The sequence below is a fragment of the Aureibaculum luteum genome, assembly GCF_003449015.1.
Lineage (GTDB): Bacteria > Bacteroidota > Bacteroidia > Flavobacteriales > Flavobacteriaceae > Aureibaculum > Aureibaculum luteum.
On record NZ_QRGD01000002.1, the window covers coordinates 221,074 to 241,426 of the forward strand.

Annotated in this window: 13 protein-coding genes and 1 tRNA gene; 10 read left to right on the forward strand and 4 right to left on the reverse strand. The window is 33.1% G+C overall.

Translation table 11 applies throughout. From position 1 onward, the window contains the following. Nucleotides 1-90: 90 nt before the first annotated feature. The 3 genes from D3P13_RS06245 to D3P13_RS06255 form a co-directional block, all read right to left on the reverse strand. Nucleotides 91-393 (reverse strand): hypothetical protein, encoded by a 303-nt coding sequence (locus D3P13_RS06245; protein ID WP_157972841.1) that lies wholly within the window; start codon nt 391-393, stop codon nt 91-93. 875 nt (nt 394-1,268) lie between these two features. After that, a tRNA-Ser gene (locus tag D3P13_RS06250) sits at nt 1,269-1,353 on the reverse strand. A 205-nt stretch (nt 1,354-1,558) separates the two neighbouring features. Next, nucleotides 1,559-2,590, reverse strand: a complete 1,032-nt coding sequence (locus D3P13_RS06255) for a LacI family DNA-binding transcriptional regulator (RefSeq protein WP_117880463.1) — start codon at nt 2,588-2,590, stop codon at nt 1,559-1,561. A 176-nt stretch (nt 2,591-2,766) separates the two neighbouring features. Here D3P13_RS06255 and D3P13_RS06260 point away from each other — a divergent pair, with 176 nt between their 5' ends. The 7 genes from D3P13_RS06260 (at nt 2,767) to D3P13_RS06290 (ending at nt 12,248) form a co-directional block, all read left to right on the forward strand. Beyond that, entirely contained in the window at nt 2,767-5,445 is a 2,679-nt protein-coding gene (locus D3P13_RS06260; RefSeq protein WP_117880464.1) for a TonB-dependent receptor, read from the forward strand. Nucleotides 5,446-5,559: 114 nt separating this feature from the next. Further along, nucleotides 5,560-6,870, forward strand: coding sequence for an amylo-alpha-1,6-glucosidase (locus D3P13_RS06265; RefSeq protein ID WP_117880465.1), 1,311 nt, complete (start codon nt 5,560-5,562; stop codon nt 6,868-6,870). A 121-nt stretch (nt 6,871-6,991) separates the two neighbouring features. Further along, nucleotides 6,992-8,638, forward strand: a complete 1,647-nt coding sequence (locus D3P13_RS06270; protein WP_117880466.1) for a sodium:solute symporter family transporter — start codon at nt 6,992-6,994, stop codon at nt 8,636-8,638. Nucleotides 8,639-8,655: 17 nt separating this feature from the next. After that, complete coding sequence (locus tag D3P13_RS06275; RefSeq protein ID WP_117880467.1) at nt 8,656-9,783, forward strand: glycerate kinase; 1,128 nt, start codon at nt 8,656-8,658, stop codon at nt 9,781-9,783. 238 nt (nt 9,784-10,021) lie between these two features. Beyond that, nucleotides 10,022-10,528: a peptide-methionine (S)-S-oxide reductase MsrA gene (gene msrA, locus D3P13_RS06280; protein WP_117880468.1), complete on the forward strand. Its 507-nt coding sequence runs from the start codon at nt 10,022-10,024 to the stop codon at nt 10,526-10,528. Nucleotides 10,529-10,658: 130 nt separating this feature from the next. Further along, nucleotides 10,659-11,618 (forward strand): aldo/keto reductase, encoded by a 960-nt coding sequence (locus D3P13_RS06285; RefSeq protein ID WP_232829141.1) that lies wholly within the window; start codon nt 10,659-10,661, stop codon nt 11,616-11,618. 51 nt (nt 11,619-11,669) lie between these two features. Next, nucleotides 11,670-12,248, forward strand: a complete 579-nt coding sequence (locus D3P13_RS06290) for a hypothetical protein (RefSeq protein ID WP_117880469.1) — start codon at nt 11,670-11,672, stop codon at nt 12,246-12,248. A gap of 132 nt (nt 12,249-12,380) precedes the next feature. Here the strand turns inward: D3P13_RS06290 and D3P13_RS06295 are convergent, their stop codons facing one another. After that, on the reverse strand, nt 12,381-14,003 hold the full coding sequence (locus tag D3P13_RS06295) for a beta-N-acetylhexosaminidase (RefSeq protein ID WP_117880470.1): 1,623 nt from the start codon (nt 14,001-14,003) through the stop codon (nt 12,381-12,383). Nucleotides 14,004-14,488: 485 nt separating this feature from the next. On the opposite strand from D3P13_RS06295, the gene D3P13_RS06300 reads away from it, so the two are divergent. The 3 genes from D3P13_RS06300 (at nt 14,489) to D3P13_RS06310 (ending at nt 20,290) form a co-directional block, all read left to right on the forward strand. Beyond that, complete coding sequence (locus tag D3P13_RS06300; RefSeq protein ID WP_157972842.1) at nt 14,489-16,255, forward strand: OmpA family protein; 1,767 nt, start codon at nt 14,489-14,491, stop codon at nt 16,253-16,255. Nucleotides 16,256-16,603: 348 nt separating this feature from the next. After that, nucleotides 16,604-18,313, forward strand: a complete 1,710-nt coding sequence (locus D3P13_RS06305; protein ID WP_157972843.1) for a hypothetical protein — start codon at nt 16,604-16,606, stop codon at nt 18,311-18,313. Nucleotides 18,314-18,688: 375 nt separating this feature from the next. After that, nucleotides 18,689-20,290, forward strand: coding sequence for a glycoside hydrolase family 43 protein (locus D3P13_RS06310; RefSeq protein ID WP_117880473.1), 1,602 nt, complete (start codon nt 18,689-18,691; stop codon nt 20,288-20,290). Nucleotides 20,291-20,353: the final 63 nt, after the last annotated feature.

Genomic DNA, 20,353 nt, shown 5'->3' on the forward strand with positions numbered 1-20,353 from the left:
TTTAGAAAGAAAATCTATGAGCCCAGATACTTCCGGGTTCATAACTAGGCTTGAATAAGCAATTAATTTTATATAACGTTGGGTACAGTTTTATTGATTTTTAATTTCAAATCTACCAATTTGAGTTGCACTTGCTTCATTATCAATTCCCTTTAATAATATCAAAGTCCTTTTTCTTCTGTCTTTGAAGTGTAGTTCGGTCATTAATTGGCTGGGATTCATTTTCAATTCTTGTATTCTTTGGTTGTAATGTGCATATACAATGTTATCTCTTTGATAGACATAGTCATACTCTAAAATTGCCTTTTCTTTTTCACCTTTAATTTCGTAGAGATTTCCTATATACCATTTATAGTCCTTGTTAAGAGCTGATGCTTGTACTAATAGTTTCATAGCTTTATCAAAATCACCTTGCTTAACAAGGCAACCAGCTCTGTTGGCCAGATTTCTTGGTGAGTCAAGAGATGATGTTTCGATTTGATGGAATCTTTCAAGGGCACGAGTAATACTATCATTATCATAATACAATTCACCTCTGGTCGTGATCCCTAACGGATATCCTGAACAAGCATAAAAACCATCACATGCTTCGCATGTTTATTTTTTGTTTTCAAACATTTATGAAGTAATGTTCAAAGGATTACTCCCTCTGGTCGTGGTCCCTAACTACGTAATCCAATACAAACATAGCAACCCAAAAACACGCTGTTTTTGTTTTTCTTTTTACTTAATATGATAATCTAAAAGGATTACTCCCTCTGGTCGTGATCCCTGATTGGTAATCCAATACAAACAAAGCAACCCAAAAACACGTTGTGTTTTTATAGGTTTTTTGTTTTCCATGCACTTACGAAAATCTGTGTAAAGGATTACTCCCTCTGGTCGTGATCCCTAACGGATATCCTGAACAAGCATAAAAACCATCACATGCTTAGCATGTTTGTTTTTGTTTTCAAACATTTATGAAGTAATGTTCAAAGGATTACTCCCTCTGGTCGTGATCCCTGATTGGGAATCCAATACAAACATAGCAACGCAAAAACACGAGGTGTTTTTTAGGTTTTTTGTTTTCCCTTCTCATATGAAAATCTGTGTAAAGGATTACTCCCTCTGGTCGTGATCCCTGATTGGGAATCCAATACAAACATAGCAACCCAAAAACACGTTGTGTTTTTATAGGTTTTTTGTTTTCCATGCACTTACGAAAATAAATTTTCGACGTTTTGGAAAACAAAAAACCCACAACTTTCGTTGTGGGTTTCCTTTTGCGGAGAAAGAGGGATTCGAACCCCCGGAGGTGTGACCCTCAACAGTTTTCAAGACTGCCGCATTCGACCACTCTGCCATTTCTCCTTTAGCGGTTGCAAATATAAAAAGGTTTTTGAAATTGAGAAACATTTTCGTGACTTTTTAATTTTTAATTTTACTTATAAATTTTCAAAGCAAAAAAAATGAATAACAAACCTCTTTTTTTAAGGTAGTATTTTTGTTAATTTAAATTGTATGGTATTGGTTTTCAGTAACTTTAATTTTATGTTTAACTTAAAAAGTTAACTACCTATACTATAAAGGACGAATCTCTAACGATGAGACTTGATTTTATTTCAACAGTTTTACTGCTTTGGAAATCATTATTGTTATCAGTTTCAATTTCTTCAATTAAATACTTTAAAGCAGTCTTTCCTATGAGATGACCAGGTTGATTAATGGTGCTTAAATTTGGTTCTATAATAGTTGAGTGTGCTGAATTACTAAATCCCACAACAGCAATTTCTTCAGGTATTTTTATATTGTTTTTATTTAAAATTTTAATGGCACCAATGGCACAGCTATCCGTAATTGCAAAAATGGCATCGGGTCTTTCTTTTAAGGTAATTGCAATTTGTGCCAATTGTTCTCCTTTTTCCAATGAGATATCTTCGGTACTAAAAATCAATTTTTCATCTATGGGTATGTTGTAATCTTTCAAGGCTTTTAAATAACCTTCAAACCGCTGCTCTGAATTGAATGAATTTTCTGTCTCTTTAAAAATAGCAATCCTACGTTTTCCTATATTTATTAAATGTTCTATAGCGTTATAAGCAGCTTGTTTACCGTCAATAATAATCTGAGTACATGGAATTTTACTCATTACTTTATCAAATAAAACCAATGGTTTTCTATCTAAAATATTTAAAATGTCTTGAACATTCGCTGTTTTACGGGTCATTGAAAGTAAAATGCCATCAACATTAAATTGTAGCATTGTATTTAGCATTTGGTTTTGTTTTTCAACGCTATTTTTCGATTCTGATACTATTACACGATATCCTTTGGTTTCTGCATAGTCAAGAATACCTTCAATCATTGTAGAAGTAAAATAATGAGAAAGCTTAGGAACAACAACACCAATAATATGCATTCTACTACTTCTAAAACCTTGAGCAAACATATTGGGCATATAATTTAACTCTTTTGCCTTTTGCTCTACAATTGCTTTTGTTTCTGCACTAATATCAACATGATCTCGTAACGCTCTTGAAACTGTAGAGATAGAATATCCTAAAATTTTAGCGATTTCTTTCAGCGTAACATTGCTTTTTTTCTTCATAATTGTTTATTAGCTAAACAAATATATAAATTGCAAACGTTGCCGCAAACGTTTGCGGGCTTTTTTTTATTGTTTTCTTAATTATCGCTTGTTTAAAATGATAGGTTTACAAAATATTAATCGATATTTTTTATATATCGTAATTAAATACTAACTTAATTTAAATATCACAGTTTATGAAAACACTAATTTTTACATGTATGTGTGCTTTATCCTTTCTGATAGGAAATTCACAAACCGAAATCTCGGGAGACGTTAAAGATAGTTCTGGGAATCCCATTCCTGGAGCTAATGTTGTCATTAAAGGAAGTAGTTCTGGAACTACTACAGATTTTGACGGAAATTATAATTTTACAACTAATTTATCTGGTGCACAAACCATTCAGGTATCTTATATTGGCTTTACTTCACATGAAGAGGCTATTAATTTAGAAGGCACACCAATATCTTTAAATGTGGTTTTGACGGAAGCCGTTGGTGTTTTAGATGAAGTTGTACTAACGTCATCAAGTACCTTTAGATCTCAGAAACAAGCACCGTTATCTATAAGCTCAATAAAGCAAACTGAGATAATTAAACTTTCAGCCAATAGCCAAGCGGATATTTTGCGTAGTGTACCTGGTATTACTGCCGAAGGTGGTGGGGGTGAAACGGCAAGTAATATTTTTGTAAGAGGACTTCCATCTGGTGGACAGTATGTATTTAATCCTTTACAATATGATGGTATGCCTTTGATAAGTTCATTCGGATTGAATTCATCAGCTCATGATGTTTATGCGAGACCAGATATTGGTTTTAAAGGAGTTGAATTTGTTCGAGGAGGGTCTGCGGTTCTTTATGGTGCAGGTTCTGTTGCAGGTATAATTAACTATACAAGTAAAACAGGTGATTCAAATCCTGGTAATATGATAAATGTAGAAGTAGCAAATCAAGGAAGAATTAAAACTGATTTTTATAGTGGTGGACGATTAGGTGGTGAAGATTCAAATACATTCTATGCTTTTACTGGCTTTGTACGACATGATAATGGACCAATAGATGTTGGGCTACCAACCAAAGGGGTACAATTTAGAGGGAATATAAAAAAGAAATTCGAAAATGGTTCATTTACACTGCATGGACAATTTATTAATGATAATGCTCAATTTTATCTTCCTTTACCACTTTCTGGTGGAAACAGAGAAAGAATTAATGGTAACGATGGTAAACCTGTTGAACAATTATTAACTGGCTCTTTAGCAAATACATCATTCAATACACCAGGTGGGGTTTATAACAGTCCCATAGCTAATGGAGTTTCTACAAAAGGTGGATATCTTTTAGCAGACTTTGATTATAATTTTAGTGACGATCTTAAATTGAAATCAAAAGTTAAATACGCTAACTATCAGCATAATTTTGCTTTATATGTAGGTGGAAATGGTAACAATGGAAATCCTATTACTTTAAATAATTATATGGAAAGTATAGCTCCAGGAAACCTTGGATATACTGCTCGTTATCAAAGTGGTGATCCGAACCAACAAATAAGTGGTACTGATTTGGTAATTGATAATTTGGAAGTAGATCGCTTACGTCCAATGACTGATTATTCAGGAGAAATCAATTTGACGAAAAGAATTGAAACATCTAATGGTGGAAGCCATAATATAACCGTTGGTTCTTTTATTGCACGTAGTGAGGCAGAAGATGTTAATTATCAATACAGAGTATTAACTGAATTTAATAATGACCCTAGACTAGTTAATTTGAGTTATACAAATGCAAGTGGTGAAAATGTTGTTTATTCTGAGGGTGGATTGTATAACCGTATTGGACAAACAGCAAATAATTATTTATCACAAAATAGAGTAGCATTGTATGTAACGGATGAGATGATTTTTGATAAATGGCGTTTTGATATTGGATTTAGATGGGAAAATACAGATGGACAAAATAATAAAGGAGGAATTACATCTGAAACCGTTTATAATGGTGCTGATTTAACACCTGAATTGAGTAATGTACAATCTGCTGATGGCTCTTTTTTAAGAACTAAAGTAGAAGCAAATGCATGGGCAGTTTCTTTAGCCGGTTTATATGAGTTATCTGAAACTACAAATTTATATGCCAACTTTTCTAAAGGATATTTCTTTCCACAGTTAAGAGGTTTTGCACCTGTACCAGGTATAGCAGAAAGTAAGTACGATCCTGAAAATATAATTCAGTTTGAGGCTGGAGCTAAGTTTGGAAATAGTAAGTTCTCAGGTTCTTTTGCTGGGTATTATGTAGGTCTTAAAGATCGTGTCTCAATTCGTCAAGCTATTGTTGGTGGTCAATTGATTGATCAAACAAGAGCAGAACAAAATACAAGAACAATTGGTGTTGAAGCAACATGGGATTATGAAATCGTTGAGAATTTGAATCTTCGTGGAACTGCTACATATCAAGATCATGAAATCACAAAAAATATAGACTATGATCTTGTAAATGGAACAAATGCTGAAGCCAATGTTGGTAATGAACTTGCAAGACAACCAAACTTGTTGGGTGGATTAGGATTATACTATGACAATTCTGCGTTTGATGCTAATTTCGGTTTCAACTATACCGGTAAGAAATTTACAGATGATACAAATAATATTGAATTAGACGCCATTAACATTGGTCGTTTAGCTGCTGGATATACGTTTGCAAAACAAGACAGTAATCAATCTGTTCGCTTAGGTTTCTCAGTGTTTAATTTATTTGATAGTTCTGGAATTACAGAAGGTAATCCAAGAGCAGGTGCTGCAGGTCAGACAGAGTCTGAGTTTTTTGTAGGAAGACCAATTTTACCGAGAAGAGTATTCTTAACAGCAACATTTAATTTCTAAAATTTGAGTTAGTTTCTTTAGTAAATGTTGGAGTACATTGATGGATATTGGATTTCCATCCAACAGACATCTTTGTACTCTTTTTTCACTCTATTTATCCATAAATTTTATTATATGCACGAAAATTTAATTAAAAAGGCAAAGCAAATTCTTACCGAGAATTATCAACCAGGTGGTTTCACTTTACCTTGTAAGAATTTATATCCCTTTCAATGGTTATGGGATTCAGGTTTTATAGCAATAGGCTTTGCTCATTTCGATATGCCTAAAGCAAAACAAGAAATTTCGACATTGCTCGATGCTCAATGGGAAAATGGTTTTATACCACATATTATTTTCCATACTGATACGGATACCTATTTTCCTGGTGCAGATTTTCACCGTTCAGATTTACATCCGTTATCATCAAAAAAATACAAATCTACAGGGATGACACAACCGCCCGTTACCGGTTTTGTATTAGAAGAAATGTATAATATTAGCCCAGATAAAGAAGATCTACTTACCTTTATTGAATCAGAAATTGATAAAGTATATGCTAACCATCGCTATTTTTATCAACACAGAGATATTAATAATGAAGGTCTGGTATATATTTACCATAACTGGGAGTCCGGTACCGATAATTCGCCAATTTGGGATGATATTTGGGCTACGGTAGATTCACCAAGATATGATTTTCAAAGAAGAGACACTTCGCATGTTGACGCATCACAACGTCCTTCGAAAAGAGAGTATGATCATTATTTACACATCATAGAAATTGCAAAACAGCACAATTATAGCGATGAAAAAATAGCAGAATTATCACCTTTTTTGGTACAAGATCCACTATTTAATGCCATGCTTATCAAATCGAATGAAAGTTTGATAAAGCTCTATAAGCGTATAGGAAATAATGAGGATAAGGTACGTCAATTAGAGCAATGGCAACAGCTGAGTATTTCATCTTTTAATTCGAAGTTATATGACGAAGAGTTGGGTTGCTATATTCATTATGATTTAAGAAATAACAAGCCATTAAGATATATTTCGTCATCATCATTTGCTCCGTTGTTTGCAAATATTCCCGATAAGGAAAGAGCAGCAGAGATGGTAAATACAATGATGACAAAATTTGGTAATCCAGATCAGTATTTATGTGCCTCTTTTGATCCAACTAGCGAGCGGTACAATCCGAAACAATATTGGAGAGGTCCAGTGTGGATCAACCTAAACTGGATGCTTTACAAAGGATTGACCCAATATGGATACAAAAATATTGCAGAAAGAGTAAAACAAGATACGATAGCATTGATAGAAATTAATGGGTTTTATGAGTATTTTGATGCTCGAAAAGAAGCACATGGAGAAGTACGAGCAGGCTATGGTGGTAATGATTTTTCATGGAGTGCGGCTCTGCTCATAGATATGTTAAGTGATTAATTATAATTTAGAAATATTAGGCTCAGATGGAAACACTCAATTTTTCTGACCATTATTTGTTAGAAGAAAATTTTGTTAAATTATGTCCATTAATTAGTAACAACCCTTAAACGTAAATAGTATGAATTGGCTAGACTATAGTATCATTATATTTTACATTGTTTTCTTTTTAGGAATGGGTTTTTTCTTTAAAGATAATAAAGACTCAAAAGATTATTTTTTAGGGGGCAAAAGCTTAGGATGGTTTCCTTTGAGTTTATCGACCATGGCAACCCAATTGTCTGCCATTAGCTTTATTTCCGCACCCGCCTTTGTTGGCTTAAAATTAAATGGCGGTATGAAATGGTTAACCTTTGAGTTTGCCGTGCCATTAGCAATGATATTTATTATGATTGTTATTGTACCCCCATTATTTAGATCGGGTGTGGTAAGTATCTATGAATTTGTAGAGAAAAGATTTAGTACTTCAACGCGGTTAATTTTAAGTATTGTTTTTCAAATCAGTAGGGCTTTAGGTACGGGTGTAATGGTGTATACTATTGCCATTATATTACAAGCTGTTTTAGACATTGATTTTGTATATACCATATTAATAATATCTGTTATAACCATTATATACTCCTGGCAAGGAGGGATGAAGGCTGTGGTTTGGGGAGACGCCATTCAGATGATTATTTTATTTACAGGCTTAATTATTTGTGTGTATTTTGGCTGGAATCTAGTACAAGAACACGGAGGTTTAGCCAATGGATTCCCCCCAGAACGTTTACAGGTTATTGACTATAATTTAGGTATTGGCAAGGGCAATGAATATGGATTTTGGCCCATGCTTATTGGTGGTTTCTTTTTATATGTATCCTATTATGGTTGTGATCAAACACAGGCACAAAGGCTTTTATCAGCTAAAAATGAAAAAACAATACGAACGCTATTATTAGCTAACGGCTTATTGAGATTTCCAGTAGTATTGGTGTATTGTACTATGGGCTTAATTATAGGTGGTTTGGTAATGTTGGCTCCTGATTTTCTGGAGGAAATTGCAAGTACTACACAAAAACATTTTCCTGAAGAATTTGCTACTAATGGTATTAAAGTAGATTTAATGGTACCCGTGTTTATTATGAAATATTTACCACACGGCCTTATTGGTATTTTAATGGTGGGTATTTTATCCGCTGCCATGTCTTCGTTAAGCTCTACCGTAAATTCACTTTCTGCAGTAACCGTTGAAGATTTTTTTAATAGAGGAGAAAAGAAATTATCGCCTAAAAAATATATGGCAATTTCAAAGGCATCTGTTGTGTTTTGGGGTGGTATTTGTATGGCAAGTGCTTTTCTTTTTGGAGGCAGTAAAAGTGCGGTAATAGAAATAATTAATGCTATTGGTTCCGTTTTTTATGGACCTGTTTTAGTAACTTTTTTATTGGCTTTTTTCTCTAAAAAAGTCAATCATATTGGTATGAATGCCGGAATTATCGTTGCCGTACTGGTAAATCTTATTTTTTCAAAAACCATGCAAGAAATTTTTAATATAGATTTAGGTTTTGAAATATTTTGGATTTGGTTAAATTTCACAGGTGTAATACTTTCGTTGGTAATTGCTTATACAGTGAGTGCCTTAACAAAAAATGTTGAAGTTAAAAGTATTTCAAACTTTAATGTGTCTATAAAAAAATCTGACTTCATGATAAAAGAAGTATATATTTTAGTAGCATTTTTTATAGTAATAGTGATCTTTAGTTATTTCGTACCCACAATTTTTGGATAATCTCAATACAACAACTTATGAAAATTGTTATTGCACCCGATAAATTTAAAGGATCCTTAACGGGATTGGAATTTTGTGATGCAGTAGCATCAGGCATTCAACATGTTAAACCAGAATACAACATTGTAAAATTACCCTTGGCAGATGGAGGAGATGGAACTATTGATGTAGCTAATTATTATCTTGACGGTACTTTTATTACCACGCACGTTAATAATCCTTTATTTAAAGAAGTTGAAGCTCAATATTTATATGCGAGTACTACAAAAACGGCATTTATTGAAATGGCAGAAGCGTCAGGTCTTAAACTATTAAGAACTGAAGAACTCGATTGCAAAAACACCTCAACATATGGTACCGGACAACTTATTTTGGATGCCTTAAAAAAAGGGGCTACCAAAATTATTTTGGGTATTGGCGGTAGTGCTACTAACGATTGTGGAACGGGTATGGCAGCGGCACTTGGCTTTCGCTTTTTAGATGCCAATAAAAAAGAAGTGTTGGCTGTTGGTAAAAACTTATCAAAAATTAAGTCTATAGATACGAGTCAGGTGAATGCAGCATTAAAAAATGTAACCTTTAAAATAGCCTGTGACGTTACCAATCCGTTATACGGAATTGAAGGAGCAGCCTATGTATATGGTACTCAAAAAGGTGCTTCAACTGAAGATATTAAAATGCTTGACCAAGGATTAAAAGATTTTTCTAACGTATTGAATAGTCATTTTAATACCGATGTTCAGCAAATAAAAGGAGGAGGGGCTGCTGGTGGAATGGGGGTAGGCACACAACTATTTTTAAATGGAACACTTACTTCTGGAATAGATTTAGTGAAAGAAATTGCTGATTTTGAGACCCACGTTAAGAATGCAGATTGGATTATTACAGGAGAAGGAAAATTAGATGATCAGACCTTATCGGGTAAAACCATTAAGGGCGTGCTAACTTCTGCCTTAGATCAACACATAAAAGTAGCTGCCTTTTGTGGTGCCATAGAATTACCGGAATATAGCTTAAAAAAAATGGGAATTGAATATGCGGCTTCTGTTATAGAGGTAGCTAAAGATTTAGAGGATGCCATGCAAAACAGCTCCAGTTATTTGATAACAATTGCAGAAAATTTCATAAAAGAAATAGAGAAGTAGAGTCGTTATTAAATACTCTTATCGAGGAAAACTCATTTTTTAAATTTGCTATCTTAAAAATCAATATAAAACAAACCATTTCTGCCTGTTTTGCATGCTCTATCCATTAGAAGAAGAGCTTTTGCAGGAGCAATCGCTAACAATTCATATAATTAATTTTTAAGTGGTAAATATTTTCTAATTTTAAACGGTCAAATTGATGACAAAATTTAAAAGAGAAATTAAAAAATTATAAAGTATGAGTACTACTAAAAAAGCATATATAGCAGGTGGATGTTTCTGGGGCATGGAAGATCTTTTTAGAACACGCCCAGGTGTCATAGATACTGAAGTTGGATATCAAGGTGGACAAAATGAAAATCCGACGTATAAAAGTCATCCAGGTCACGCCGAAGGTATTGAAATAACATATGATGCCGATAAAACTTCGTTTCGAGAGATTTTAGATTTCTTTTTCAGAATTCATAATCCAACTACGGTTGATCAACAAGGAAATGATATGGGATCTAGTTATCGTTCGGCAATTTTCTTTCAAAACGAGGAAGAAAAGGCAATAGCAGAGGAGGTAATAAGTATTGTTAATGCATCAGGAAAATGGGATGGAAATGTAGTTACAACCTTAGAACCTTTTGCACCGTTTTGGCAGGCAGAACCCGAACATCAAGATTATTTGGTAAGAAACCCCAATGGTTATACGTGTCACTTTTTAAGATTTGAAGATAGTTTTTTTAAGAAAGAAGCTTAACCAACAATAAAGTAATGGTTTAAAGCAAATATCACATAGAGATTAGAATAAGTCAATTTATATTTTTCGAGCTTTGCGTGTTTTTTTCTTTGCGTTCTTTGCCTGAAATTACAAACACCAAAATTTAAATTTGAAATCAAAAAACAACATTGGATTAGGTACAGCAGCTATTGGTAGACCTTTATACATTAACATTAATCAAGATGCTAGTGAAGAAGTATTCTCATTGCCAAAATTTAAAGAAAAAGGGTTAGAAGTATTAGAAAATGCTTATAAAAATGGTGTTCGTTATTTTGATACGTCTCCTGGATATGGTATAGCCGAAGAATTAATGGTAGGCTGGTTAAAAGATAAGAACGATTCGAGTATTTTAGTTTCAACCAAATGGGGCTATACTTATGTTGCCAATTTTGATCCCAATGCAAAAATACATGAGGTAAAAGAGCATTCTTTAGCTAATTTGAACAAACAATGGGAGCAGTCTAAAAAGTTACTACCGTATTTAAAAGTATATCAAATACATTCGGCTACTTTGGATACCGGAGTTCTAGAAAATACGGAGGTTTTAAATCGATTACACGAGCTAAAAACGGAATACAATATTGTCATAGGATTAACAACTACAGGAGACAATCAGGCGGAAGTTTTGGAAAAAGGATTGTCCATTCAAGTGGAGAAAGAAGACTTGTTTCAATCCTTTCAGTGTACTTTTAATATGTTAGATCAAAGCATTGTAAAATATAAAAAAATATTACAAGAGCGTACTGGACCTTTTATTATTAAAGAAGCCTTGGCAAATGGTCGATTAATTCCAAACCAAAACTATTCGAAATATAATAGTCTTTATGAATTTATGACGCATCTTGGTGAAAAATATAAGGTAGGTGCGGATGCTATTGCACTACGTTATGGCATGGAAATTTTTACAGATGCAATGGTACTGAGTGGTGCCAACAATGACATCCATTTAAGAGCCAATTTAAAAGCGAATCAATTTTCGTTGACTTCTGTAGAAATTAATCAATTAACAGATTTCGGAATTTCGAGTTACGATTATTGGAAAGAAAGAAAACAGCTAAAATGGAATTAAACAGAATACACTAACTAAATTATATTGTGCTTTAAATTGAAACGTAAATTTATGCTAAAAAAAACAGTACTCATGCTCTTTTTATTTCAAAACCTAATGTATGCACAAGATACCTTAGTTGTAAATATTGATCATGATTTGATTCCCGATAAGGTATGGATTGCCTTTGAAGACGACGATGGCTATATTTATGCAGAATTATCGGCTCCAAATAAGATTTTTAAAAGTAAACCGATGGGTGATCCTTCAGGGACGGTCCATTTTACAAAAGCTAAAAACGGATTTTATTTTAAAGTTAATTTTATGAGAGGTGGCTTTGGAGTTCAATTTAGATATAATAATAAAACAAAAGAAATTGAAGCCATTGGGTTGAGCCGATACGAATTTGGAAACGCGGCAAATGATGGCAGTGGTGAATCTAGTATTAATTTAAATACACATAAATATATAGGCAATTGGCATTATTACGACCTTGAAAAAGAAGCCTTAATTAAAATGGAACCTATAAAACGTACGCTCAATTTTTCAACTCAAAATTTATCTGATTTTGATGGTGCAATCGTGGGTGATTTTATGGATCAATGTGCAGCATTATATACTGAAGAAAAATCAAAGCATATTAAAAAATAGAGATGATTATTTCCAAAATAGTAAAGAGAAGTTAAAAAAAAAGCTAAAAACACAGCATGTTTTTAGCTTTTTTATCTCATTTACAATTTACTGAAGCGTATATATATCTGGCTCAAATTAGAACCAGCGTTGTTATTCCAACACTTTAGCATAATTAATGCCTAAGCTATCCCAATGCAACTGCATTTTTTTAAGTGCTATTTTAAAGCTTTCAAAATCTTTATTTTCTAAGGTAGTCCAACCCACTTCTGCATAGGCAGCAATTCTCGGAAAAGTTTGTCTTTCAACATCCTTATTTGTAGGCGTCCACTCGCTCCACATTTGGCATCCTAAGCCATAAATGTTTTTGTAGTATTTTTCCTCTAATCCTTCAGGAATAGGATTAAAACCATAGGCTTTTTCTAAACTAATCCCTTCATAATTATAATCTAAATAGGTATTACTATGCAATGAATTAACAATACCATATCCTTTTTTAGCCGCGTCTGTAGCTAATGCTACATCGCCTTTCCAGAAATGGACTACCACATTTTTAGCTAATTCGGTCTCAGCCTCTTTATCATTCTTTTTTTCTTCAAAACCTTTGTGGATGTTTTTACCCATTATTTCGTTCCATCCCATCATTCTTCGTCCGTTTTCTTCAATAAACTTTGAAATGGTATTTGTAAATTGTATTTGTAAATCGGCAGGTGAATTAATGTTATTCTCTTTCATATACGCTTGTACATGTTTTGAATCTTCCCAAACTTTATACCCCACTTCATCACCACCTATATGAATGACTTCAGAAGGAAATAATTCAAAGACTTCGGTTAAAACGTCTTTTAAAAATTCTATAACTTTTGGGTTTGTAACATCGTAATTATCATAGAGTCTACCAAATTTTATAGGTACTTCAATGTCAATACCAGCAGTGCCTAACCAAGTATAGGCCGCAATAGCTGCACTTGAATGTCCTGGCATTTCAATTTCAGGCACCACATTTATATTTTTTGTTGCAGCATAGGCTACAATACTTTTAATTTGCTCTTGCGTATAGAATCCTCCATGAGGTTCTCCTGAAGTTTTTCCACTTTTCCAAGTGTCTATTTCAGAGTCTTTACGAAAGCCACCAACTTCGGTTAACAAAGGGTATTTCTTAATTTCTACACGCCAACCTGCATCGTCTACTAAATGCCAATGAAAAGTATTCATCTTTAATAATGCCATTTGATCTAGTATCTCTTTAACAAATTCCTCGCCATGAAAATAACGCGATTCATCTAACATATATGCACGCCATTGAAATCGAGGACTATCTTGTATAGTTAGCGATGGTACTAAGTATTTGGTTGTATTTGTTTCTGGTGATACTTCTTTGCTTAGTAATTGCTTTAGCGTTTGTACACCATAAAAATAACCAGCTTGGTCATTAGCTTTAATCGTTATTTTTTTTGGAGTTACTATAAGTTCATATCCTTCTGCAGGTAAACCTTCTGTTTTTTCAAAATAAATGGAACCTGAATTTTCGTTAACAGTTACATCAAAATCAGCTGTTGATTTTACAAAAAGGATAAGGTCATTTGCTGCAATTTGCTGTTCAACAGCATTCATTATAAGTTGTTGTCCATCTTTAAACGCAAAAGATTCGGCTGCTAATACTAGAGAATCTACTTTTGGCAATAGTGCTATTTCATCGATAGTAAAAGTTCTGTTTTTTTCAGCACAACTAATGCATAGTAGGAGTAGAGCGAATTTAAAAATAAATTTCTTCATTATGAGTTTATTATGTTTAGTGGGTTTAAAAAGCAATATTAACACTATTTAATCGCTTAAACTACAAATGAATTTGCTTTTGAGGATACTATCTTTGCCTTTGCGTTTTTTTAATTGCTATCAATTGTTTTATTTTCAACATAGTTATGTACCATAAATTATTTAATACCCTCTGCCAATTCTTGCATATAGTCATATGCTGCTTTCAGCTCTGTACCACTGCATTAATATAAATATATTTTCTCCTTGGCTAGAGCTTCTTTGTGTTATTATTTTAATGATAATTCCGCGTCCAAAACCTATCTTTTTTTTGAAAATAAAAAAAGTGGTACGTTCTTTGTTAAAGTTATGTTAATGAACTCATCTTGGTTTTCATTTTATTTCTAAAAATCAAGATGGGTTCATTGCTTTTTTTAAAAGCGAATATTTTAATCGCTTTTTTGAAGGAAACGAAAAAGAATATCAACCATTTTAAACTTTTTGCTATGAACGAATTATTAAAATCAGTACTATTATTATTCGTGTTTGCATACGCATTTACACTAACAGCTCAAAACAAGTCTCAAGACAAAGACGAACCCTTAGATCGCAATTATTTTCGAATTAGTCCCAGATTTGGTTATGATTTTCCAACCTATAACAATGATACACCTTATATAGATTATGAAGGTGGTTTAGATTTAGGTCTGTCTTTAGATTATTACTGGACTTGGTATGGTGTTGGTGTAGATTTTGACTATATCATGAATCAACCTAAAAGTACTTATAAAACGGATAATCTTTTTGAAGCCGATTTAAGTACCCCTATAAATACCTTTACTTTAAGTGAGGATAAAATTACACGAATGTTTTATGGTATTGGTCCCAACTTTCAATACAGAACAAAATCAGGAAAGTTTACGGCGGAATTAAATACCCGTTTCGGATTGGCCAATATTGATGGCGGTAGAACGTATTTAGAAGGTTCATCTGGTAGATTTACCCATCCCTTAAATTTTCATGCAGGTTATAAAGATTCTGGAGTACTTACCTATAAAGGACAGGTTCGTTTTACCTATTATATTTCCAAAAATATTGGAATCAATGCTGGAGCCTATTATATGAATCATATGGATGTTGAAGAATTAAGTGAAGGAGGACGCTCTGCAATGTATCAACCTATATTTGTTGCGAGAGATAAAAACGAACAACCTGTAAATACTTTAGAAGCAGAACCTATTATGAGAGCAACACCTTCTAAACATGATATTTCATCGTACGGAGCGTTTGTGGGAGTTACCTTAAAACTTGGCAAAACTAAAAAGAAAGAAGAAGCATGTGAATTGTGCTCAGAAACCTGTAAAATTAATATTACAGCAAAAGATAAATTTACAGGTCAATTATTAGCGAATACAGAAATTGTACTAGAAGATTTAACGGGTGCAGAAATACAAACAGGAACCACTAACGAATTTGGTGAAGTTGTTTTTAAAGATGTTGCACCAGATGATTATGTTGTAAAAGGTAAATTACATGATGTTGATTTACAAGCTGAAAAAATAGTTAAAACGGATTTTGAGGCCTGTTTAAAAAACAGTCGTTTAGGTGTAGAAAAAGTGATTTGGTATACAGATGAAAATTATATTCTTAAAGGAAATGTAGTAGAGTGTAGTCAAGCAGAAGGTATACAAGGTGTAGCCATTAAAGTTAGAGATAAGATAAATGCTGGGGAGAAGAATACCATTTCTGATGAAAAAGGAGATTTTCTGGTACATCTAAAACAAGTCTCTACCTATGCATTAAACGGTAAAAAAGATGGGTATTACTCAAACGAAGTAGAAGTGAAAACGGCTGCGTATAATAGAAATAAAACCTTATTTATAGAATTTGAAATGTGTATTGACCCATGTGGTAAAGCAATAAATTTAGAAAATATTAATTTCAATTTAGACAAAGCTGATATTCTATCAGAATCATTACCAGACTTACGACGTATTGTAAAATTAATGAAAGAGAATCCAACCATCCATGTAGAGCTGTCGTCGCATACCGATAGTCAAGGTGGTGATGCATATAATAAAAGATTATCTCAACGTCGTGCAGATGCTACTGTTGCCTATATTGTAACGCTAGGTATAGCCAAAGAACGCTTAATAGCTAGAGGAGCAGGGGAGAGTGAGCTTAAAAATACTAAATGTGCTGACAATGTACCCTGTACGGATGATGAACATAAAATTAATCGTAGAACAGAATTTAGAGTCATCTGTAATTAGAATTCCAGCATTACTTATATCTTTCGAAACTTCACAACGCCTGTTTTGCATAACGCAGTTTAGAAAAATATATGGAGAAGGATATTTGAAAAACAAATTAGAACTTTTAAAAAAGGCAGTCAAACGGCTGTCTTTTTTATACTGCTAATCGTACTATAAATACTATCTTCGTCACAGTCTAAGAAAACGGAAACGACCATTAAAATAAGAGAGAAATTAATTTCAGGTTAAACATCATCTCACAATTTATAAAGCTCTTTTGAATTTTAAAAAATAAAATAAAAGTCTTTTGTATTATTTACAATGGTAGGTATAAGAAAGATCAATTTCTCATCGCTAATAAGAATTATGACCAAAACAATTACAATTGCCCTACTATTGATTTCAAGCTTGTCTTTTGCTCAAAAAGCAGACTCTACTAAACTTAAAGAGCTTGAATTTGTTGAGAAATTCACGTATGCTGTTACATCAGAGTTGTTTAATCCCGAAAAAAAAGCTACAACAATAGACACCGATTATAAATTGCCGTGGGAGGTTTCTAAAACATACACAAACGAGCAATTAAATACGGCCCTAGATACGCTTATAAAAAATGCTACCATAAACATCAAAAAAGGGATGTTTACAAATCATATTGTTGAATTTAATTCCTTTTTTCCAGAGTTTATGGAAGATATTTCTTTTGACTTTTTCAAATTAACTATTAAATCAAATAAGATTGAACAAGACAATGAGATGCTCGCTATTCAAGATTTGGGTAGCACAGGATTTGGATCTCATTCCTCTTCTGGTTTTGCCAATAACACTAGTTTTTCACATAATTGGAGAACCATTAGTAGTTCTTTTCCCATAAAAACAGAAATAAAGAACGAAGATTTTAGTGGTTCTATCGAATTTGAAAGTGGCTTTGTAAATGGGTATGATCATTTAAAAATTGCCAAATCAGATATTGGTAAAACCCTACAATTGGGAAGGTATAATTTTACGGTAATAGATTATATTAATAATTCTGTAGTATTAGATGTTGAAAATAGTGACGATTATTCCCAATTTTCAATGGTAAATACAAATGACAAAGGGCAAAGAATTAGAGCGAAAGAAATGTCTTTTGCAAAACAAACGATGAGTAAAGACATGTATGATATGTTTAAAACAAATCCTAAAATTACTTTTGAAGACTATAAAAAGGCGGTACACTCAAAGTTTGTAGTTATGATGGAAGCTAAAATGAATGGAGCTTCGGAAGAAAATATTTTTGGTAAGAAATATGTTGTATTGTCATCAGGGAGCACGTTGGATAATGCATATCTCTATATGCCCAATTATATTCAAAAAACCTTCACAATTGTATATACGAAAGATCAAGAAGTACGAACACCTATAATGCCTAAACTAGCACCCTCTGAAGAAAAAATCAGATTGTCTTTTGAAAAGGAAAATAGTGATGGCGTGTTACTTGGCAAAGAAATTCAACTTTTAGACGAAGACCTGAAGGTTATTGAATCTATCACAGCAGGCACTTTTGTTAAAATTATTGGAAAGGCAATGTATTATTATATAGACAACACAAAAGATTGGAGCTGTAACGGATACAAATATGTAAAAATAGTTCACAATGATAAGGAATACATTGTAAAAGGAACCAATGTTTTTAAAATGGAAAAGTTGGATGTTCAACCCTTGACTGAGGCCAATGAAATAGAATTGTTTACGGCAGAATCACGTGATTTTTTACAGCCATTATCACCTGATCAATCTGCTGAAGGTATGACTTTTTGCGACCATTTGTTTTATACACCCATTATAGTGAAAACTAATAAAAGCGGCTCTTACAGTCTTATTACATTGGAAAAAACGCAAGACGATGCAAAAATAACTGATGCTTTTAAAGAAGCTGATTTCTTTCAGTCGGGTAGTAATTATAAAACCTATGATAATATCAGAAGAATAGAAGTTAGCGATAAAGGGATGGTATTTACCATAAAACGTCATCAATTTACGTATAAGGTTTTAGTGACTAAAAAAGGTAAAAATTACAGTGCACGCTATATTAAATAATTAAAAAAAAATAGGGTAATAGAGCAATTCTAAATGGTGACCAAAAATGTAATTCCATATTTTTATTTTGGTAGTAATTAAATTTTTAATTCAAATTTAATACCAATAGAAAATGTCTGAATATAAGAGTAATACTTCCGTAAATTATAATGCTTTTTAAGTACAAAATTCTTAAATTTGTGTAGTTGTTAATTGGGTACGTTTCCTTGTTTTTATACCTAAAACCTTTGGAACTGCAAGCCCTTTCATTTAATACACAAATAAACAGTTCATTTCTTTCATACTTATAGGTTTACGTTGTAGGACGCAATCACCATTTGGTAATCACTGAATGAAGGGGATTTACAAATTAAGTTAACTATTATATTTTTAATTATGAGTTTTAAAACTATTAAAATAACGATCATTGGATTGTTATTTTGTTTGAATTTTTATGGACAATCAGCACCCGAAAACTTTGATAATCCCATTTTACCAGGCTATCATCCTGATCCCTCCATATGTAGAGTAGGAGATGATTATTATTTAGTAAATTCTACTTTTATATGGTTTCCTGGAATTCCAGTTTATCATAGTAAAGATTTGGTTAACTGGGAGTTAATTGGTCATGCAATTAATCGTCCAGAGCAAATGGATTTTACAGGCTTACCAGATAAACTGGGTGTTTTCGCCCCAACAATTAGATTTCACGACGGATTATTTTATATTATTAATACCTGCGTTGGATGTGGAATGAATTTTTATGTTACGGCCACCAATCCGGCGGGACCGTGGTCAGATCCTAATTGGTTGCCTGAAGCTCCTGGTATTGATCCATCACTCATGTGGGATGACGATGGAAAATGTTATTATACAGGGATGACGGGCGTAGAAGATAAACAATGGCCTGATCAAAGTGTCATTTTCAATCAGGAATTAGATTTAAATCAGAAAAAACTGGTAGGTGAGCGTCACGAGCTAACGTTCGGACATGCAAATAATGCATCATATTCTGAAGGGCCACATTTGTACCACATTAATGGAAAATATTTACTGATGCTTTCAGAAGGAGGTACAGGCTTGTTTCATGCTCTTACCGTTCATCATAGTGATTCTATTAATGGCCCCTATATAGCAGATTATATAAATCCGGTACTTACACATCGTAACTTGGGCTTAGATTATCCATTACATGCCATAGGACATGGTGATTTGGTACAGACGCAACATGGCGAATGGTGGTCTGTTATGTTGGGTAAACGCAATATTGATAGAATAATCACATTAAGTAGAGAGACGTTTTTAGCCAAGGTAGAATTTGAAGGTCAAACTCCCATATTTAATCCAGGTTATGGAAAAGTCTTAATGGAGCAAAAACGTCCAGATTTACCATGGATACCCGTTAAAAAAAATCCTATAAAAGACCAATTTGAGGGCGACAGCTTAGCACTTAAATGGTATACTATCCGCACGCCTAAAGAATCTTTTTACACCTTGAAGGATGGACTACTTAAATTAAAATTAAGGAAAGAAGTTATGGATAGCCTTGTAAATTCATCCATATTAGTGCAACGAATAGAACATCATAAGTTTGAAGCCGCAACAAAAATGAGCTTTAAAACTTCTAAAGCCAATGAACAAGCGGGAATAACCATTTATAGAACCAATGAAAATCATTATACGTTATTAAAAGATAAAACTTCATTGGTGCTCTTAAAAACGTTCATGGGTGAAAAAACAGAAATAGCACGGATTCCTTATAAGTCTAAAGAAGTTTATTTGAAAGTAAAAGCGAATGATTTGGAGGTACAATTTAGTTATGGTACAGCGATGGAATCATTACAACCCATTGGTGAAAAACAAAGCCTTATTGTGATTGCCGATGGACAAGGAAATGCTATGTTTAATGGACCTGGAGTAGGTGTTTACGCTACAAGTAATGGAAAAAAATCAAAAAATAATGCTGTTTTTGATTGGTTTACGTATTCAGAAAAGTAAGCCACTAAAGCATGATGTAGTATTAGGCTATTTTAATAATAGGGTGTTTTATGTTGCTTCGTA

Coding starts and splice junctions, on each gene's coding strand:
- D3P13_RS06245 (WP_157972841.1), bottom strand. CDS start 393: ATGAAACTATTAGTACAAGCATCAGCTCTTAACAAGGACTATAAATGG.
- D3P13_RS06255 (WP_117880463.1), bottom strand. CDS start 2,590: ATGAAGAAAAAAAGCAATGTTACGCTGAAAGAAATCGCTAAAATTTTA.
- D3P13_RS06260 (WP_117880464.1), top strand. CDS start 2,767: ATGAAAACACTAATTTTTACATGTATGTGTGCTTTATCCTTTCTGATA.
- D3P13_RS06265 (WP_117880465.1), top strand. CDS start 5,560: ATGCACGAAAATTTAATTAAAAAGGCAAAGCAAATTCTTACCGAGAAT.
- D3P13_RS06270 (WP_117880466.1), top strand. CDS start 6,992: ATGAATTGGCTAGACTATAGTATCATTATATTTTACATTGTTTTCTTT.
- D3P13_RS06275 (WP_117880467.1), top strand. CDS start 8,656: ATGAAAATTGTTATTGCACCCGATAAATTTAAAGGATCCTTAACGGGA.
- msrA (WP_117880468.1), top strand. CDS start 10,022: ATGAGTACTACTAAAAAAGCATATATAGCAGGTGGATGTTTCTGGGGC.
- D3P13_RS06290 (WP_117880469.1), top strand. CDS start 11,670: ATGCTAAAAAAAACAGTACTCATGCTCTTTTTATTTCAAAACCTAATG.
- D3P13_RS06295 (WP_117880470.1), bottom strand. CDS start 14,003: ATGAAGAAATTTATTTTTAAATTCGCTCTACTCCTACTATGCATTAGT.
- D3P13_RS06300 (WP_157972842.1), top strand. CDS start 14,489: ATGAACGAATTATTAAAATCAGTACTATTATTATTCGTGTTTGCATAC.
- D3P13_RS06305 (WP_157972843.1), top strand. CDS start 16,604: ATGACCAAAACAATTACAATTGCCCTACTATTGATTTCAAGCTTGTCT.
- D3P13_RS06310 (WP_117880473.1), top strand. CDS start 18,689: ATGAGTTTTAAAACTATTAAAATAACGATCATTGGATTGTTATTTTGT.